Origin of the sequence: Corynebacterium sp. NML120713, assembly GCF_001875735.1 — a bacterium.
GTDB lineage: Bacteria > Actinomycetota > Actinomycetes > Mycobacteriales > Mycobacteriaceae > Corynebacterium > Corynebacterium pseudogenitalium.
In genome coordinates, this window is record NZ_MLCR01000010.1 from 164883 (window position 1) to 181382 (window position 16500).

Annotated in this window: 17 protein-coding genes; 7 read left to right on the top strand and 10 right to left on the bottom strand. The window is 63.2% G+C overall.

Annotated features, from left to right (window positions below; genetic code table 11):
• Window positions 1-2: 2 nt before the first annotated feature.
• Genes BJP06_RS05250 through BJP06_RS05260 form a run of 3 tightly spaced genes read right to left on the bottom strand, consistent with a single transcriptional unit; the run spans window position 3 to window position 1919 of the window.
• Complete coding sequence (locus BJP06_RS05250) at window positions 3-794, bottom strand: exodeoxyribonuclease III (RefSeq protein WP_071573093.1); 792 nt, start codon at window positions 792-794, stop codon at window positions 3-5.
• Window positions 795-803: 9 nt separating this feature from the next.
• Window positions 804-1331 (bottom strand): hypothetical protein, encoded by a 528-nt coding sequence (locus tag BJP06_RS05255; RefSeq protein ID WP_070361850.1) that lies wholly within the window; start codon window positions 1329-1331, stop codon window positions 804-806.
• Between the two features lie 15 nt (window positions 1332-1346).
• Window positions 1347-1919 carry a peptide deformylase gene (locus BJP06_RS05260; protein ID WP_070363431.1) on the bottom strand — a complete coding sequence of 191 codons (573 nt, stop codon included), beginning with the start codon at window positions 1917-1919 and terminating at the stop codon, window positions 1347-1349.
• Window positions 1920-1935: 16 nt separating this feature from the next.
• Here BJP06_RS05260 and BJP06_RS05265 point away from each other — a divergent pair, with 16 nt between their 5' ends.
• The 4 genes from BJP06_RS05265 (at window position 1936) to BJP06_RS05280 (ending at window position 5480) form a co-directional block, all read left to right on the top strand.
• Window positions 1936-2151, top strand: coding sequence for a DUF3263 domain-containing protein (locus BJP06_RS05265; protein ID WP_070361851.1), 216 nt, complete (start codon window positions 1936-1938; stop codon window positions 2149-2151).
• Window positions 2152-2869: 718 nt separating this feature from the next.
• The gene (locus BJP06_RS05270; RefSeq protein ID WP_071573094.1) at window positions 2870-3598 is read left to right on the top strand and encodes a LytR C-terminal domain-containing protein; all 729 of its coding nucleotides are present in this window, start codon (window positions 2870-2872) and stop codon (window positions 3596-3598) included.
• A 42-nt stretch (window positions 3599-3640) separates the two neighbouring features.
• The gene (locus tag BJP06_RS05275; protein WP_070361853.1) at window positions 3641-4774 is read left to right on the top strand and encodes a glutamate--cysteine ligase; all 1134 of its coding nucleotides are present in this window, start codon (window positions 3641-3643) and stop codon (window positions 4772-4774) included.
• Between the two features lie 316 nt (window positions 4775-5090).
• A complete protein-coding gene (locus tag BJP06_RS05280; protein ID WP_255365794.1) occupies window positions 5091-5480 on the top strand; it encodes a Panacea domain-containing protein in 390 nt (129 codons plus the stop codon).
• Between the two features lie 645 nt (window positions 5481-6125).
• Here BJP06_RS05280 and BJP06_RS05290 read toward each other — a convergent pair.
• The 6 genes from BJP06_RS05290 to BJP06_RS05315 are packed head-to-tail and all read right to left on the bottom strand — an operon-like array spanning window position 6126 to window position 12656.
• Window positions 6126-6548 carry a monovalent cation/H(+) antiporter subunit G gene (locus BJP06_RS05290; RefSeq protein ID WP_070361855.1) on the bottom strand — a complete coding sequence of 141 codons (423 nt, stop codon included), beginning with the start codon at window positions 6546-6548 and terminating at the stop codon, window positions 6126-6128.
• Window positions 6549-6561: 13 nt separating this feature from the next.
• A complete protein-coding gene (locus BJP06_RS05295) occupies window positions 6562-6837 on the bottom strand; it encodes a monovalent cation/H+ antiporter complex subunit F (protein WP_070478203.1) in 276 nt (91 codons plus the stop codon).
• Between the two features lie 3 nt (window positions 6838-6840).
• Complete coding sequence (locus BJP06_RS05300; protein ID WP_070478201.1) at window positions 6841-7362, bottom strand: Na+/H+ antiporter subunit E; 522 nt, start codon at window positions 7360-7362, stop codon at window positions 6841-6843.
• On the bottom strand, window positions 7359-9143 hold the full coding sequence (locus BJP06_RS05305; RefSeq protein ID WP_070478199.1) for a Na+/H+ antiporter subunit D: 1785 nt from the start codon (window positions 9141-9143) through the stop codon (window positions 7359-7361). Before BJP06_RS05305 ends, BJP06_RS05300 begins: the two co-directional genes overlap by 4 nt.
• Entirely contained in the window at window positions 9133-9627 is a 495-nt protein-coding gene (locus BJP06_RS05310; RefSeq protein ID WP_070361859.1) for a Na(+)/H(+) antiporter subunit C, read from the bottom strand. Before BJP06_RS05310 ends, BJP06_RS05305 begins: the two co-directional genes overlap by 11 nt.
• Window positions 9627-12656 carry a Na+/H+ antiporter subunit A gene (locus BJP06_RS05315; RefSeq protein WP_071573174.1) on the bottom strand — a complete coding sequence of 1010 codons (3030 nt, stop codon included), beginning with the start codon at window positions 12654-12656 and terminating at the stop codon, window positions 9627-9629. Before BJP06_RS05315 ends, BJP06_RS05310 begins: the two co-directional genes overlap by 1 nt.
• A 592-nt stretch (window positions 12657-13248) precedes the next feature.
• Between BJP06_RS05315 and BJP06_RS05320 the strand changes: the two genes are divergently transcribed.
• Genes BJP06_RS05320 through BJP06_RS05330 form a run of 3 tightly spaced genes read left to right on the top strand, consistent with a single transcriptional unit; the run spans window position 13249 to window position 14889 of the window.
• Window positions 13249-13782, top strand: coding sequence for a type IV toxin-antitoxin system AbiEi family antitoxin domain-containing protein (locus BJP06_RS05320; protein WP_143110551.1), 534 nt, complete (start codon window positions 13249-13251; stop codon window positions 13780-13782).
• On the top strand, window positions 13779-14606 hold the full coding sequence (locus BJP06_RS05325; protein WP_071573097.1) for a nucleotidyl transferase AbiEii/AbiGii toxin family protein: 828 nt from the start codon (window positions 13779-13781) through the stop codon (window positions 14604-14606). The genes BJP06_RS05320 and BJP06_RS05325 overlap by 4 nt, the downstream gene beginning before the upstream one ends.
• Before the next feature lie 10 nt (window positions 14607-14616).
• Window positions 14617-14889: a type II toxin-antitoxin system Phd/YefM family antitoxin gene (locus BJP06_RS05330; RefSeq protein ID WP_071573098.1), complete on the top strand. Its 273-nt coding sequence runs from the start codon at window positions 14617-14619 to the stop codon at window positions 14887-14889.
• 200 nt (window positions 14890-15089) lie between these two features.
• On the opposite strand, the gene BJP06_RS05335 is transcribed toward BJP06_RS05330, so the two are convergent.
• The gene (locus tag BJP06_RS05335) at window positions 15090-16433 is read right to left on the bottom strand and encodes a dipeptidase (RefSeq protein WP_071573099.1); all 1344 of its coding nucleotides are present in this window, start codon (window positions 16431-16433) and stop codon (window positions 15090-15092) included.
• Window positions 16434-16500: the final 67 nt, after the last annotated feature.

Consider the following 16500-nt stretch of genomic DNA (forward strand, 5'->3'; position numbering starts at 1 on the left):
GGCTACCGCACCTGGTCGAGTGCGAGGTCGGCGGTGTCGTAATCAGCGATGACGGGCGTGTGATCCGATGCGCCCTTGCCGTCGCGCTCCGCCACGTCCACCCAAGCCTGTTGCAGGCGGCGGGCGAGAGGGGGCGTCGCTAAGTGGAAGTCGATGAGCATGCCTTCGTTCTTGGGGAAGCGCATGGACTTGTAATCCCAGAACGAGTACGGGTCCGCGTGGCGGATCTCCTCCAAGCCGGACTCCAGCAGCATCTGGAACGCGGCGCGCTCCGGCTCCGTGACGTGCGTCTTGCCCTCAAACCAGGCGATGTCCCACACGTCCTCGTCGCGCGGCGCAATGTTGAAATCGCCCGTGAACAGCTGCAACGTTTGCGGGTCCACGGTCTCGCGCAGAGAGTAGAGGAACTCGAGTTTGTAGTCGTAGTGTGGGTCGCCGATCTCGCGCCCGTTCGGCACGTACAAGCTCCAGATATCGACGCCCCCACAGCTCGCCCCAACCGCCCGGGCCTCCACAACCGGATCTCCCTTCTTCGCGAACGACGGCTGGCGCTCAAAGTGCGTCCGCACGTTCTCCAGCCCCACCCGCGACGCGATGGCCACACCATTCCACTGGTCGTAGCCCACGTGTGCGACCTCGTAGCCCGCCGCCTCGAACGTTGAGTAGGGGAACGTGGCGTCCTTCGTCTTCGTTTCCTGCATGGCCAACACGTCGACGTCGTTGCGGTCGAGGAAAGCGGCGATCCTCTCCGCCCGCGTACGTACAGAGTTCACGTTCCAAGTGGCGATGCGCATGCCAATATCCTAGCGCAGACGCAGGACACGCCGCCGATGATGGTCATCGCCCACGATCTCCTCCGGGCCGACCTCCCACAGCTCCGGGTGTCGCGCCGCGTGCTTCTCCGCCGCCTTGCCGATGCGCTCCGGCACCAACAGGCGCACTGGGAGGGAGTGGGCGTCGTAAAAATCTTTGAGCTCGGTGAGTGGCAGCGGTGCGAGTGCCGCCGACGGGCCCAACGGCACTGCCGTATTATCCTGCGGGTTCGCGGCGCCCGCGCGGGCCAGCCACCCCTCGACCCACTCCTGCACCGGTGCCGGGTTCGCCTCCGCGAGCTCCACCTCTTTTCGACGAATCTCCGAATTCCGAACCGTCTTCGGCGCCAGCGAACGCACCGCCACCGGTTCCGTGATCGTCACCTCGCGCCCATCGCGGCGGCGCACCCGCAGCGGGTCCAACCCCACGACCTCCCCGATCGCCTCATTGACCCCGGACTCCGTGCGGTAGCGAACCGTCACCCTGCCCCCGACAGCGGGCGCTTCTTGGCGGAACATCTTGCTGTTAGTGCCTTAGTGCCCGAACGGGTCTTCGTCCGTGCCCGGCAGCCACGTGTTGCCCGGCTCCGTCCACCCGTTCGCCTTGATCGCGCGCTTCGCCTCGCGCTTGTAGCGGCCGGTGAGCACGTCCGTGTACACGAAGCCGTCCAGGTGGCCGACCTCATGCTGCAGACACCGCGCGAAGAACCCAGTGCCCTCGACCTCAATCTCGTTGCCGTTCTCATCCAGGCCGGTGACCTTGGCCCAGTCCGCGCGGCCGGTAGGGAAGCCCTCGCCCGGGACGGAGAGGCAGCCTTCGTCGTCCTCGCCGTCGTCGCGCGGCATGGTCTTCGGGATCTCGCTCGTCTCCAGCACCGGGTTGATCACGGTGCCGCGACGCATCGTGTCGCCGTCAGGGCAGTGGTACACGAACAGGCGCAGCGGCACACCAATCTGGTTCGCGGCCAGGCCCACGCCGTTGGCGGCGTCCATGGTTTCGTGCATGTCTGCAATGAGTTCCTGCAGCTCCTCGACCGGTTGCTCCACAGGCTTCGTCGGGTTGTGCAGGACAGGGTCGCCATAAATAACGATCGGTCGAATGGTCATGGCTACCATAATAGGCATGCCTGAGCAGCTTTCAGATTCGGACCGCGCCATCCTCACCTTCGAGGCCCACGCCCCGCGTGCCATCGGCGCCAAAGAAGAGGCCATCACCACCCAGCTCGGGCTCACACCGGTTCGCTATTACCAAAAACTCAACCTCCTTCTCGACGACCCCTCCGCCCTTTCCGAATTCCCACAACTCGTACGCCGCCTGCAGCGCCTCCGCGACCGTTGAGCCGCTCCTCTCTTCGAGCTGTGAAAAAGTTCCCGCGCCCGGGAACTATTTTGCGTTTGGGGCCGGCTCCGGTCGACCAACGCTTTCGTTTCCCCAGGTCGCGACGTTTGTTTACGAAGATTGTTCCCCGACCCGGCGTGATCGCGCACCAGATTCCGGGTTTTCCCCTAGCGACCTGGGATTTTCCAAACGTGCCCGCCAAAAACCAGGAATCTGGTGCGCGTCCCTCCCACTCAGACACCACATTCCTGTTTTTCGGCAAGCGGATCTGCGAAAGTCCAGGTCGCATAATTCCATGCAGGAATTTGGTGCGCACCCGGCCCGCTCCTCGCCCCAAACTGCTCGTAGCGTGCGCTTAGAAGCGTGCGATGCAGGTCGCGCATTTGCACCCAGCCCGGTCGATTTCCGGCGACCAGCGTCGCACTCCTTAAACACCTCGACCGGAACGAAAGCGACAGGAGAGAGCACTGTATGTAGCGCTCAACTTGCGGCCGACACGGGCTCGCAACCGCCAGGTTTGATACCTTTTTCGCTCGTAGCGTGCGCTTAGAAGCGTGCGATGCAGGTCGCGCATTTTCACCCAGCCCGGTCGATTTTCGGCGACCAGCGTCGCACTCCTTAAACACCTCGACCGGAATGTACTGACGGTTGGCGAAACCGGGAACGCGGTGCGCGTGGGAAGGTGTAAACGTGTGCAAAAACGTTTAGAGTGGCGCATGTGACTAATGTGAATCCTGAGAACGAGTACCAGGGCGCCCACCGCCGCGCCGAAGAGGACGACTACGACCAAAACTACGAAGCGGCGCCGGCGGCGGCGTTCCCGAAGCGGGGCGTCGCGATGATCCTGCTGGCCGTCGCGGCACTTCTGCTGCTGTGGGGCATCTACGCCATGAACAAGGGCGACGGAAACCAGGACGCGGCCGCGCCGGGCTCCACCGAAGCCACGACCGCCCAAGCCACCCAAGCAACCCAGGCAACGACCGCGATCTCGGCGCCGGCGAACTCGTCGGAGCAGGCGCAACCAAGCGAGCAGGAAAAACCAGCCGAAGAAGCCAAGCCCACCGAAAAGCCAGCCGAGCAGGAACAGCCAGCGCCAGCCCCCGCCGGCCTGGCCCGGGAGCAGGCGCAGGTGTACGTCTACAACAACTCCGGCATCCCGGATCTGGCGAACCGGACCGCCGGTGACCTCGCCGCCCATTACAACGTGGCGAACCGTTCCAATGACGCCGCCGCGATGAACATGCCGGAGCAGACCTACGGCGCGTTCCCGCAAACCTTCGTGTTCTTTAACCCGAACACTCCGGGTGCTGACGCGGTTGCGGCGGAGCTCGCGCAGCGGATCGGTGGTACGCCTCGGGCGACGACGGATGTGCCGGCGAATACGAGTTTGCCGCGGGAGGCCGTCGAGAAGCCGGAGGCGATCACTGTCGTCCTTGCGGGAGAATAAAACCCCCGCGCGGGCCCAGCGCAGCGTTTAGACTGGCTACTTATGGATCCATACCGCGAGTTCGCCCGTTCCCCCGAGCCGACACTGGGAGTGGAGTGGGAGATCTGTGTTGTCGATAAGGAGACGCGGGACCTGGTACCCCGCGCCCCCGAAATTATCGACGCCATCTCCGCCACCAACCCCAACGTGCACCTCGAGCGGGAGTTCCTCCAAAACACGGTCGAGCTGGTGACGCCGGTATGTAAGAATACGAAAGAGGCCGTCGATAAGCTGGCGGAGAGCTTGGCCGTCGTGCGCGCCGAAGCTGACGCCCGCGACCTCGACCTGTGGGCCAGCGGCGGCCACCCATTTTCCGACTTCCGCGAGCAAGCCCTCAGCCCCAAAATTTCCTACAAGGAAATGATCAACCGTACTCAGTACTGGGGTCAGCAAATGCTGCTGTGGGGTATTCACTGCCACGTCGGCATCAGTCACGAAGACCGCGTCTGGCCAATCATCAACGCGGTGATGACGCACTACCCGCACCTGCTCGCCATCTCCGCATCCAGCCCCGGCTGGGACGGGCTGGACACCGGGTACGCCTCCAACCGCACCATGCTCTACCAGCAGCTTCCCACCGCCGGGATGCCGTACCAGTTCCAAAGCTGGGCCGAATGGGTCCAATTCATGGACGACCAGCGCACTTCCGGCGTGATCAACCACACCGGCTCCATGCACTTCGACGTCCGCCCCGCCGCCAAGTGGGGCACCATCGAAGTCCGCATCAGCGACGCCACCTCCAACCTGCGCGAACTCGCCGCGGTCGTCGCGCTCACGCACTGCTTGGTCGTCTACTACGACCAGCTTCTCGACGCCGGCGAAGCCCTCCCAACGCTCCAGCCCTGGCACGTCGCCGAAAACAAGTGGCGCGGGGCCCGCTACGGCCTCGACGCCCTAGTAATCACCAGCCGCGACACCGACGAACGCTGGCTCCGCGACGAACTCGTTACGTTGGTGGACACCCTGCAGCCTGTGGCTGCGCAGCTTGGGTGCACGCGCGAGCTGAACCTGGTGCTGGAGATCATGCAACGCGGCGCCGGCTACCAGCGGCAACGCCGCATCTACGAGATGACGGGCTCCTGGCACGACGTCGTCGCCGCCACCTGCGCCGAGATGCAGGAGATGACCTGGGAGTAGCTTGTTTGGGCCTAGTGCACCACATTCCCGCGGGGAGGTTGCGCGACCTGGGGGAATGCGTTGGGGTCTTCGCGGAATCCAGGAATGTGGTGTGCGTGCCAGCTGGGGTGACACCAAAATCCTGGATTTCTGCAGAGCGGGCTGGAATAAGCCCAGGTGGTTGGAAGCTCGTGAGGGAATGTGGTGCGCGTAGGGGCTGGTTGATGCTTGATGGGGTAGGGTTGGCGTCGATAAGTGTTGAGAGGGGAACAGCATGGCAAACGTGAATGATGTGGCGAGATACATTTTGGAGCGTCAGGGGGAAAGCCTGAGTACCATGAAGCTGCAAAAACTCGTTTACTACGCACAGGCTTGGAGCTTGGTCTGGGACGAGAAGCCGCTGTTTAACTCCCGTTTCGAGGCCTGGGCGAACGGCCCAGTGTGCCGTGAACTATACAACCAACACCGTGGGCACTTCACCGCAACTCCCGAAATGTTTCCCGGCGATGCTCACCGGCTCACAAACGATGAGCGGGAGACGATCGACACTGTGCTCGACGCATACGGACATCTCACTGGCCAACAGTTGAGCGACCTCGCGCATGGCGAGCGGCCGTGGCGGGAAGCCCGTGAAGGCGTTGCAGTGGGGGCACCTTCCACACATGAGGTGAGTCAGGAAGTCATGCAGGATTTCTACAGTTCGATGCAGTCGGCGTCTGCGGTGTAGTTCGCGTGGGTGGGGGAAAGCGTAGTCGGAAGAAGCTTGCGCGTCAGCAAAACAACTTCGGGGGTAAGCGTGTTCCGCACTTGTCGCCGGTGGCAAGCGATAAAAGTGTGCCCAGTGAGGCGACACAAAGTGCCTGGCGGGACATGCCTGTTCGGTGGACAGTCGCTGAATTGGACATCCCTCCCAGTGAAATCTGGTGCCGATGGTCGCTGGAGGCCAAAGAGACGAAAGAGCTCTTGACATTTTTGGAGAGCGTTTCACGGAAGACATGGAAAGAGTGCCTTGCTGAGACCGTCATGTCCGGCCGGAAGAAACGACCCCGAAACCATGACCAACACGTTTCGACCCTAAGTGTCGACGCCCAAAAGCGCATCCAAGCGCTGCCCTCTGCGGAGGAGCGCGTGTTTCGATTCCGCCTATCTGGCGAGACCCGATTATGGGGCTTCCGATCCGGTGACCTATTCCGGGTATTGTGGTACGACCCTCACCATGCCGTTTGCCCTGTAGAGAAGCAAAGTACCTAGTGGGTCTGGACCTTGAGCACCACATTCCCACGAGGGGTGCGCGCGACCAGGGGAAACACCTTGGGGCGTTCGCGGAATCCAGGAATGTGGTGCGCGCGACTCGCGCGGGAGCGCCAAAAACCTACTTCTTGGTGGGGTCGACGCGCTTGGGGTGGTAGGCGGCGGGGCGGTCGTTGCGGCTGAGGGAGTCGGGGTTGCCGTAGAGGCCTTCGCGGCGGGCGACGCGGCCGAGGCGCTGCGCGGTGACGGGGTTGGTCATCAGGGCGAAGATGAGCAGGATGAGGATGACACCGATGTCGTGAAGTTCGTGGGTGCCGACAGCCTCGCCGGTGCCGGTGGCCCCTCCGGCCTGCCCATTCGAGAGTCGAATAATCGTGCCGATGATCATGAGGACTAGCCCCGTGGTTTGGGGCTTCGTGATGGCATGGATGCGCGCCATGGTGGATTGGAAGCGGGCGGTGCCGATGGCGGCGGAGAACACCATGAATGCGCCGGGGAGGATGAAGACGAGGGAGGCGGTGTCGAGGAAGAATGCGAGTGTCATTGGTGGGTCCTTCCTAAGAGTTGTCGCGTTTGCGGAAGCGGGCGACGGACAGGGAGGCGATGAAGCCGAGGAGCGCGATCACCATCATGACGTTGACGACGGTGGTGTCGAGCGTCCAGCAGATGTAGAGGGCCAGCATGCATTGGAGTGATGCGGTGATGGCGTCGTTGCCGAGGACGCGGTCCATGGAGTCGGGGCCGACGATGACTCGCCAGGCCAGCACGAGGAAGCCGATGGCGAGGAAGATGCCGGCGACGATGAGGAATGCGTTGTATACCTGGGGGTTCATAGGCTATCGCCTGCTTTCGAAGATGTCGATCATTTGGCGCTCGAGTTTGGCTACGTTGGCGATTTCGCGGTCGATGTCGGTTTGGTTGTCGGCGTGGAGGACGTGGATGGTCCATTCGCGGTTGGCGATGTCGATGTCGGTGACGCTGCCGCCGGGTTGCAGGTTGTAGGCGCAGGTGGCGAGGTAGAGGACCAGGTCGTCGGAGACGCGCATGGGCACGCGGAGGATGGCATTCTTGGGTGGGGCGGCGGGCCGCAGCGCGAGCCAAGAGACTTTCGCGGAGGCGACGATGAGGTCGGCGAACCACTGCAGCACGAACAGCAGCAGTTTGCCCCAGTGGATTTTGTTGCCGCTGCGGGGGATATTCGGCAGCGGCAGCACGAGCACGATCAGGACGCCGAGCGCCAGTCCGGCGGCGACGTTGCCCCAGGTCAGGTCGCCTTGCATGAGGACCCACATGAATGCGAGCCAGAGGACGAAGGCGCCGCGGAAGCGGTTTCGGATGCCGGGAAGGAGGTGGTTCATCGGTCTGCTCCTGTCGGTTCGGCGGTTGCGCTGGCGGGGAGGGGGACTCGTTCTGTCGTGACGACGTCCTCTCCGTCAGCGGAGCGCGCTGACTTGCGGGCGAGCGCGTCTTTGCCGCCGCCGGAGTCGGTGGGTTGGCGGAAGGCGTCGAGGTCCCGGGTCGGGTTGGTGGGGTCGCCGGAGAGGACGGCGTGTTGGTAGATGCGTTGGTCGCTGGCGGATTCGGCGGCGCGGTCGGTAATGGCGGAGATCGGGCCGGCGAGGAACGTGATGGCCACGGAGGTCGCTACGAGGAGCGCGGTGGACAGCAGCATACCGACGGGGATGCGGCCGACGTCGGCGCGGTCGTCGACGGCGATGGTGTCGTGGCGCTCGGTAAGCGATGAGGGCCGCGCCATGGCGACGGATTCGGGGGCGTCGGCGCGGTCGCGGAGGAAGCCCTTGGACCAGACGAGGATCATGGCGTAGAGCGTCAATAAGGAGGTGACGACGGCCCCTGCGATGAGCACCCAGGCGAGCCAGGAGCCCTCGGCGGCGCCGGCCTGGATGAGCATGATCTTGCCGAGGAACCCGGAGAACGGCGGGATGCCGCCCAGGTTGAGCGCCGGGATGAAGTAGAGCAGAGCGATGAGCGGCGCGGTGTAGAGCAGGGAGCCGAGGCGGCGCAGCTGCGCGGACCCGGCCTGGCGCTCGATCAGGCCGACGACCAGGAAGAGCGAGGTCTGCACCAGGATGTGGTGGACGGCGTAGAAGATCGCGCCCGACAGGCCGGCGACGGTGCCGAGTGCGATGCCGAAGATCATGTAGCCGATGTGGCTGACCAGAGTGAAGGAGAGGAGACGCTTGATGTCGTTCTGCGCGAGCGCTCCCATCACGCCGATGACCATGGTCAGGAGTGCGACCCACATCAGGAGGGTGTCGAGGGAGCCGTCGATAAATATGGTGGTGCGGACGCGAATGATGGCGTAGACGCCCACCTTGGTGAGCAACCCGGCGAACACCGCGGTGACCAGGGAGGCGGCGGTGGGGTAGGAGTCGGGGAGCCAGGCGTCGAGCGGGAAGACGGCCGCTTTGATGCCGAATGCGACGAGCAGCGTGGCGAAGATCGCGGCGCGCGTGCCGTCCGGGACCTCGGCCATGCGCTGGCCGACCTGCGCCATGCTCACCGTGCCGGTGGAGGAGTAGATCAGCGCGAGCGCGAACAGGAACACCATCGAGGACGCCATGGAGACCATCACGTAGCCGATGCCGGCGCGCACGCGCCCCGGCGAGGCGCCGAGAGTGAGCAGCACGTACGAGGCCACGAGGAAGACCTCGAAGCCGACGTACAGGTTGAACAGGTCGCCGGCGAGGAAGGACAGGTTCACGCCCATGCACAGCAGCATGTAGACGGGGAGGAAGACGGCGACTGGGTCGTCCTCGTCGCCGTCGCGAAGCCCTTGGGAGATGCCGTACCACATGACGGCGAACAACACGATGGAGGAGACGAACACCATGATGGTGGACAGCCGGTCCGCCACCAACGTGATGCCGATGGGTGCTTCCCAGCCGCCCATCTGGACAGTCTGGATGCCGTGGACGTCTGCGATGATGATCATCGCACCCGAGATGACGGCCAGCGCGAACAGAGTCGTCAGCGCGATGGTGCGCTGCAGGGTGACGGCGCGCCCGGTGACCAGGATCAGCGCCGCTGCCAGCGCTGGCAACAGCAGCGGCATGACAGTGAGGATCGGCATGGCGGGCAGCGCCCAGTGGGCGAACTCGAACAGGTTATTCGTCATCGTCGGCCTCCTTGACGGGGTCTTCAAAGGAGCGTGGGCCGAAGGCGTCGCCCTCGGAGCTCATGCGTCCGGTCTCTGGGTCGTCGGAGGCGTCGTGGTCGGGGGCCGCCGCCGGGGTCTTCGGACGGGCGGCGATCGCGCGGTCTTCCTCGTCGCGCTCGATGATGTCGTCGGTGCGGTAGCGGTACTGGCGGTAGGCCAGGGCCAGCATGAACGCGACCATCGCCATCGAAATGACAATCGCGGTGAGGATCATCGCCTGCGCGAGCGGGTCGGCGGTGCGCTCGCCGAACAGGGTGGACATGCGCCCAATGATCGGCGGGGAGCCGGCCTGCCCGCCGGATTGCAGCAGCAGCAGGTTCGCGCCGTTGCCGAGCAGCAGCACGCCCATGATCATGCGGGTCAGTGCCCTATCGAGCATCAGGTACACGCCGGTGGCCACGAGCACACCCGACCCGATGAGCAGGAACAGGTTCGCTTCCATTACTCGCTCCTTTCGCGGCCACGCGCGGTGGTGTGCACCGGCGCCCCAATTGTCGACGCCCGGCCCCGCCCTGCCGTCGCGTCACCGTCACCAGTGACCGCTTCTCGACGCCTCTTTCGCGCCAACCGTTTCGCCGCCTGGGCTTCGCGGCGTCGTTTATTCTTCTCCTGCAGCTCACGAGCGCGCTGGCGAGCGTACTGCTTGCGGTTGTCTTCCTCTTGGTCGAGGTAGCCGCCCATGGAGGTCAGGATGTGCAGGGTCAGTCCGACCACGATGAGGTACACACCGGCGTCGAACACGAGCGCCGAGGTGACGTCAAACGAGCCGATAAGCGGCAGCGTGACCGTGGTGTAGCCGGACGTGAGCGGCGGGTTGCCGAAGAACATCGGGGTCACCGCCGCGGCGAAGGAGAACAGCATGCCGGTGCCCAGCAGCTTCGCCGGGTCCACAGGCAGGGCCTCCTCGATTTCCTGGCGCCCGCCCGCGAGGTAGCGCAGCGTGAACGCCAGCGCCGCCACCAGGCCGCCGGCGAAGCCGCCGCCGGGCGCATTGTGGCCGCCGAAGAAGAAGTACAGGGACAGCAGAATCATCGACGGGAACAAGATCCTTGTAGCGACGTCCACCATCAGCGAACGGTTCTGCGCCGTCTCCGAATCCACGCCGCTGGCCAACCAGCGCGGCTTGGTGGTGGACAGCGTCGGGCGCCTCGAGGAGCGCCCAAACTTGCCAGTGCCGAAGATCAGGCTGGCCACGCCCGTCGCCACGATCACCAGCACAGTGATCTCGCCGAATGTATCGGCGGCGCGCAGGTCCACGAGCAGCACGTTCACCGTGTTGCGGCCGTGGCCGATGTCGTGCGCCAGCTCCGGCATGAACACCGAGATCGGGTCGGCGGTGCGCGCGCTCATCGCAAACATGGCGATCACCACAACCGACACGCCAGTCAGGATCGACAGCCAGGCACGGGCCCGGTTGTCGTCGCTGCGGGGCTCGACCTCCGTCGGCATCTTGCGAAGGATCAGCATGAACACCACCATCACGATGGTCTCCACGAGCGCCTGCGTCAGCGCCAGATCCGGCGCGCCGTGCAGGGCGAAGATCGTCGCCATGCCGTAGCCGGTCAGCCCCACCATCACCACGGCGGATAGGCGGTTGCGTTGGACCGTCGCAAAGACAGCCATGCAGACCATGATGAACACCACCAGGCCCTGCCACGGCGAATCCCACAACATCATCCGAATATCGTTCGAGCGGCCCAGCACCAGCGCCGCCAGCGGCACCACGGCCAACACCGCGAAAATCACGCCCAGGTTGATCACCAGGGAACCGCGCTGCGTCGACGCCGTCAACCGCAGCGACGCAGTCCGCAGCTGCGCGAGCAGCGCGTCCCACAACGCGTCACCATTGCCGAGCGCAGGCTTGCCCGTCTGCAGCGGTTTCAGCAACGCACGCTGCCAGAACATGACGACGCCACCCAGCACAATCACGGCCGTCAGCACCAGCGGGATCGTAATCCCGTGCCACAGCGCCAACTCCTCCTGCTCGCCGCCGGGGAAGCGCACATCCAGGTACTCGTTGAACGCCGTCGACAGCAGCACCGGGAAGATTCCGCACACCACCGTCAACGTGGTCAGCACCGCCGGCGAAATCCACAAGGTCGGGCCGATCGGGTGCATCTCGCGCACCGCCTTCGACTCGCCGTTGTTGTGTGCTGGCTTCGTCGCAAAGGCGGACCACCAGAAGTACAGCGAGTAGGCCATCGTCAGGATGGACCCCGCGACGATCGCCACCAGCGTCATGTATCCCGGCATGCCGTGCAGCATCTCCTCGTGCAGGATCGCCTCCAGCGCGGACTCCTTCGCCACAAAGCCGAAGAACGGCGGAATGCCCGCCATCGACGCCGCCGACACCGCCGCCAAAAACGCCACAAACGGCTCCCGCTTCGCCAACCCCGACAGCTCGTGGATGTCGCGGGTGCCCGTCGAGTGGTCAATCGCGCCCACGATCATGAACAGCGTCGCCTTGAACATCGAGTGCCCGAACGTAATTGCCAGGCCAGCCATCGTCGCCTCACGCGACCCAATGCCGATCACCGTCGTGATAAAGCCCAGCTGAGACACCGTGCCGTACGCCAGGATCAGCTTCAGGTCACGCTGCTTCAGCGCCAACCAACCACCCAGAATCATGGTGAACACGCCCGTCGACAGCACCACCAGGTGCCACGTGCTTACCACCGCCATATCCGGCGCCAGGCGCGCCACCAGGTAAATGCCGGCCTTCACCATCGCTGCCGAGTGCAAATACGCCGACACCGGCGTCGGCGCCGCCATCGCCCCCGGCAACCAAATATGCCACGGGGCCTGCGCCGACTTCGTCATCGCCCCCAACATAATCAGCACAATCGCCGTCGAAATCGCAGGCGTATTCTCAATATTCGCAAACTGCGACACCTCGCTGAGGCGCCAAATCCCCGTCTTGTAGCCCAGCAAATTAATACCGACGAGCATCGCCAGCCCGCCGAACGTCGTAATCATCAGCGCCTGAATCGCCGCCCTGCGCGACGACGCCCGTTCACCGTAGTAGCTGACCAGCATGTACGAGAGTATCGACGTCAACTCCCAAAACACGTACATCAGCAAGAAACTGTCCGAAATCACCAACCCGTACATCACGGAGGCGAACATGGTCAGCTCCCCGCCAAACTTGGCCAACCTGCGCGGATTCGAATCGAAATACCCCCAGCAGTACAGCAACACCAAGGAGCCGACGCCCAAAATAATCAAACTGAACAAGCCCGCCAGGGCGTCCAACCTGAAATCCAGGTTCAACTCCGCCGACGGCATCCACGGAATCCGCGAAACGATCTCCCCGCCATCCACAAAGACACCCTTTGCGAACAGGTACACCATCCACGCGAACCCGCCCAGCGGCACCAACGCCACCAGCGCAAACGCCGATCTACCGATCGTACGGATCAACAACGGCGCCGCCGACGTCGCGACGAACAGCGCGACAAGTAGCGTCAACACAACCCGGGCCTCCTTGTTCAGCTTCTTCAGTTCTTCAGCTTCGGCGCGCCACAGCAACGCAGCTGCCCACCATGCACCGTCGAAACTAGAAACAAGGCGCGTCATGATCAGTGGCGCGACCAACAAAATCTCACTGTACTCACAGCTCCGACATTTTGCGAACGGCTTTCGCCCTGGCCGCCCCGCCGCTGGCTGGCCCCTCCTGTGCCCGCGCCCCGCGCCTGTGCCCTCTTTGAAAAAGTTCCCGCGTCCGGGAACCATTTTGCGTTTCGGACTGGTTCCGGTCGACCAACGGTTGCGTTTCTGCAGGTCGCGACGGCTGTCCACAAAGAAAGGTCCCGGGTTCACGCTGGGCCGGGGAACTTTTCCGGGGTGGCGGGTTCGCGCGCCGTGGCTTTCACGTGATTCCTGTTCGTGTCGAGGCGTTAAAGGAGTGCGACGCTGGTCGCCAAAAATCACGCCAGGCCAGCGAGAATGCGGACCTGCATCGCACGCTTCTAAGCGCACGCTATGAACTCTCGGAGCTGGGGCGGCGAAGATCCAGGCGAGCAAGACTATGGACAAACCGCACCAAAAACGGTACGGTTTGTCCATGGTTACGTATAGGGAAATGCTGCGACAAATCGCTTTGGAAAACGACGGGTATGTCACTCCGGCCCTCGCCCGTGTGCGGGGCGTGCCTGATGTTGAGTTGCGGAAGCTTGCGGCGCGAGGGGCCGTCGAGAAGCGGGAGCGTGGCGTGTATCGGGATCCGTACTATCCTGCCGCCGACGATTTTGATTTTCTCCGCGAAATTATTCTCACGCTAGGTGCTGGCGTGCATGCATGTGGGGAAACCACATTGCAGGTTACCGGGATCGGTGAGCTCAATCCCAAGAATGTCTATCTAGCTTCGCCGCGTCGACACCGCCGGAAGATGCCTGGAACATGGCGGATTAGGTCCGCTCCACCAGACGCTCAAGTGAAGAAATATCACGGTATTCCGTCGCAGCCCGTCGCGGAGGCGCTCGTGGAGGTTCGCCCAGCAGTTATGGCCGACCGTTGGGAGGCGATGGTGGAAGACGCCTACCAGGAAGGGTTTATTCGAGGCAAGCAGTATCGGGAGCTGAAGGGGCTGGTGGGATGAGTCGGCCGGTAAACATTGTGTCCTTACGACAGAAGATCAGAAACATAGAAAACGATCAGGCGCGTGAGGCACAGCGAGAGAACGTAATGGCGCTTGTTGTAGTTGCGCAGATGCTTACACAGGGAGTGGTCAAAGGCGGAAGTGCGATGGCTGTTCGCTACGGCAGTGGAGCTCGTGCCACAAAGGATCTCGATGCCGCGCGACAGCAGGACGAAGACCACTTCTTGGATGAACTGGAGGACAAACTTGAAGCGGGATGGCAAGGCTTTACTGGAAGAGTGAAGCAGGTGAAGAAGCCCAGCCCTGCAGGGGTTCCGCCGCAGTATGTAATGACTCCTTTTGATATCAAGCTCCAGTACGAAGGGAAGGACTGGAAGACCGTGAGGTTTGAGGTGGCGCATAACGAGCTACATGTTGCGGACTCTGTGGACAGGCAGATTTCGGATGAACTCTCATCGTTGTTCATGGACCTGGGGTTTGATGCACCGGACCCTGTACCGGTTATGAAGCCTGAACACCAAATTGCACAGAAAATACATGCGGCTACATTTCCTGATAGTCAGCGAGCGCATGATCTCGTAGATTTGCAGATACTCGTGGCTAATGAAGATATTGACTATAGCAAGGCGAAAGAGCTGTGCGAGCAAACGTTCAAGTACAGAGGCGATCACTCATGGCCGCCTGAATTTGTTAGGGGCGAGGGCTGGGACGATGTTTATAGGGCCGCGGTGGAGAATATGACGCTTCCTGGAGTCGAAATATTAGGTCTAGAGGACGCCATCCGCTGGAGTAATGACCTGGTCAAAAGGATAGATTTCAGTTAGGGGTACCGAATTGATTGCTTCCAACGTGGATCTCGCGGATCTTGCGGCAAACGCCTCACACCATGTGTTTGGTTTGGGCCTGTATGAGCGCAAGGTGATCATTGACGGTGGCGGGCCGGTGGCCGTCATCATGTCGGCGGGTGAGTTTGAGCGGCTTGAGGCTGAGCGGCAGGACGTCCTGGACCTGGCACTCGCGCTCACGCGAATGCTGACCGACAGTGGCAAGCGCATCAGCCTCCAGGATGTCCTGGCTGAGTTTGGCATCGACCCGTCGGAGCTTTAGATTCACCAGCTTTTCGACGCGCTCTCCGCCCCATTTGAACCAGCCAAATCTGCAAAGTGTAGTAGGTGGATTGTAGTAATCCTCGAAAAAAGTTGTGCGAAATGGGGATTACTACCATCCTGTTACTACAGTTTGGGTTTCGGCAGCGCCACAGCCAGCAAAAACAAGCCGAAACGCAGCCGAAACCTGGCCGAAACTGGCTACTTCCCGTACTGCTGCAGGAAGAGCGCTTCGGCGACGGCGATGCGTTCGATTTCGGTGGGGTCGACGGATTCGTCGACGCCGTGGATGCCACACTGCGGTTCCTCGACGCCGTAGAGGGCGATGGCGGCGTCGGGGAAGTGGTTCTGCAGCGTGATGGTCAGCGGGATAGAGCCGCCGGAGCCGATGAGGGCGAGGTCGGCGCCGTCGTAGGCGGTTTGGAGGCAGTCGCCGAACAGGGCGATGGCTGGGTGGTTGGGGTCGGTGGCGAATGGTTCATTGACACCGGAGATGTCCACGGTGACGTGGGCGCCGTTGGGGGTGTGGGCGTGGATGTGCTCCTTGACCGCGTTGGCGATGGCGGCCGCGTCGGTACCGGCGGGGACGCGCAGGTTGTACTGGGCTTCGGCGTGGTGGTTGACAGCGTTGACGGCGTCGGCGACGGGGGTGGAGGTGAACCCGATCATGGTGAGGGCGGGGCGGGCCCAGACCATGTCGGCGGGGTTGTCGTCGGGGGTGCCGTTGAGGGCGACGCCGTCGAGGACGCCGGCGTCGGTGCGGAAGGTGTCGGCGGGGTAGGGCTGGCCGTTCCAGGTGGCGGTGCAGTCGACGCCGTCGATGCTGGTGCGGCCGGTTTCGTCGAAGAGGGAGTCGGTGATGCGGACCAGGGCGTGGGCGGCGTCGGGGGCTGCGCCGCCGAAGGAGCCGGAGTGGATGGCGCCCTGCAGCGTCTCGACGGTCACGTTGATCTGGGCGCCGCCGCGCAGGGAAGTGGTGAGCGTTGGGACGCCGACGGCGGCGTTGCCCGAGTCGGCGATCATGATGGCGTCGGCGCGGAAGAGGTCGGGGTGGGCGTCGATAAGTTTGCCGAGGCCGTCGTCGCCGCCGAGCTCCTCGGAGCCTTCGACGACGACTTTGATGCCGAGGTCGGTGCCGCCGTTGGCCTGGATGAGGCGCAGTGCTTCGAGGTGCATGGCGAGGTTGCCTTTGCAGTCGGCGGCGCCGCGCCCGTACCAGCGGCCGTCGCGCTCGGTAAGGGTGAAGGGGTCGCTGATCCAGGCGTCGGGGTTGTTGGCAGGCACGACGTCGTAGTGGGAGTAGAGGAGGACGGTGGGGGCGTCGCCGACTGGGGCTTTGGTGGCGATGATGGTGTCGGCATTATCGACGGTCGCGTGGCGGGTCACGTCCAGTCCGAGGGCCTCGAGCGCGGAAACTGTCCAGGCGCAGGCGGCTTCGTGTTGGTCGGCGAGCTCAGGCGTGGAGTGTGGGGAGTTGAAGCCTACGAGGGCGGAGAGGTCGTCGAAAATTCGGTCGCGGTTTGGGGTAAAAGCTGTTTGTGTCATGTGGTCGAAAGTACCACCAACCGGAGGAGTACAATCCTTTCCGTTCGTTTTTATGCCTATATATTGA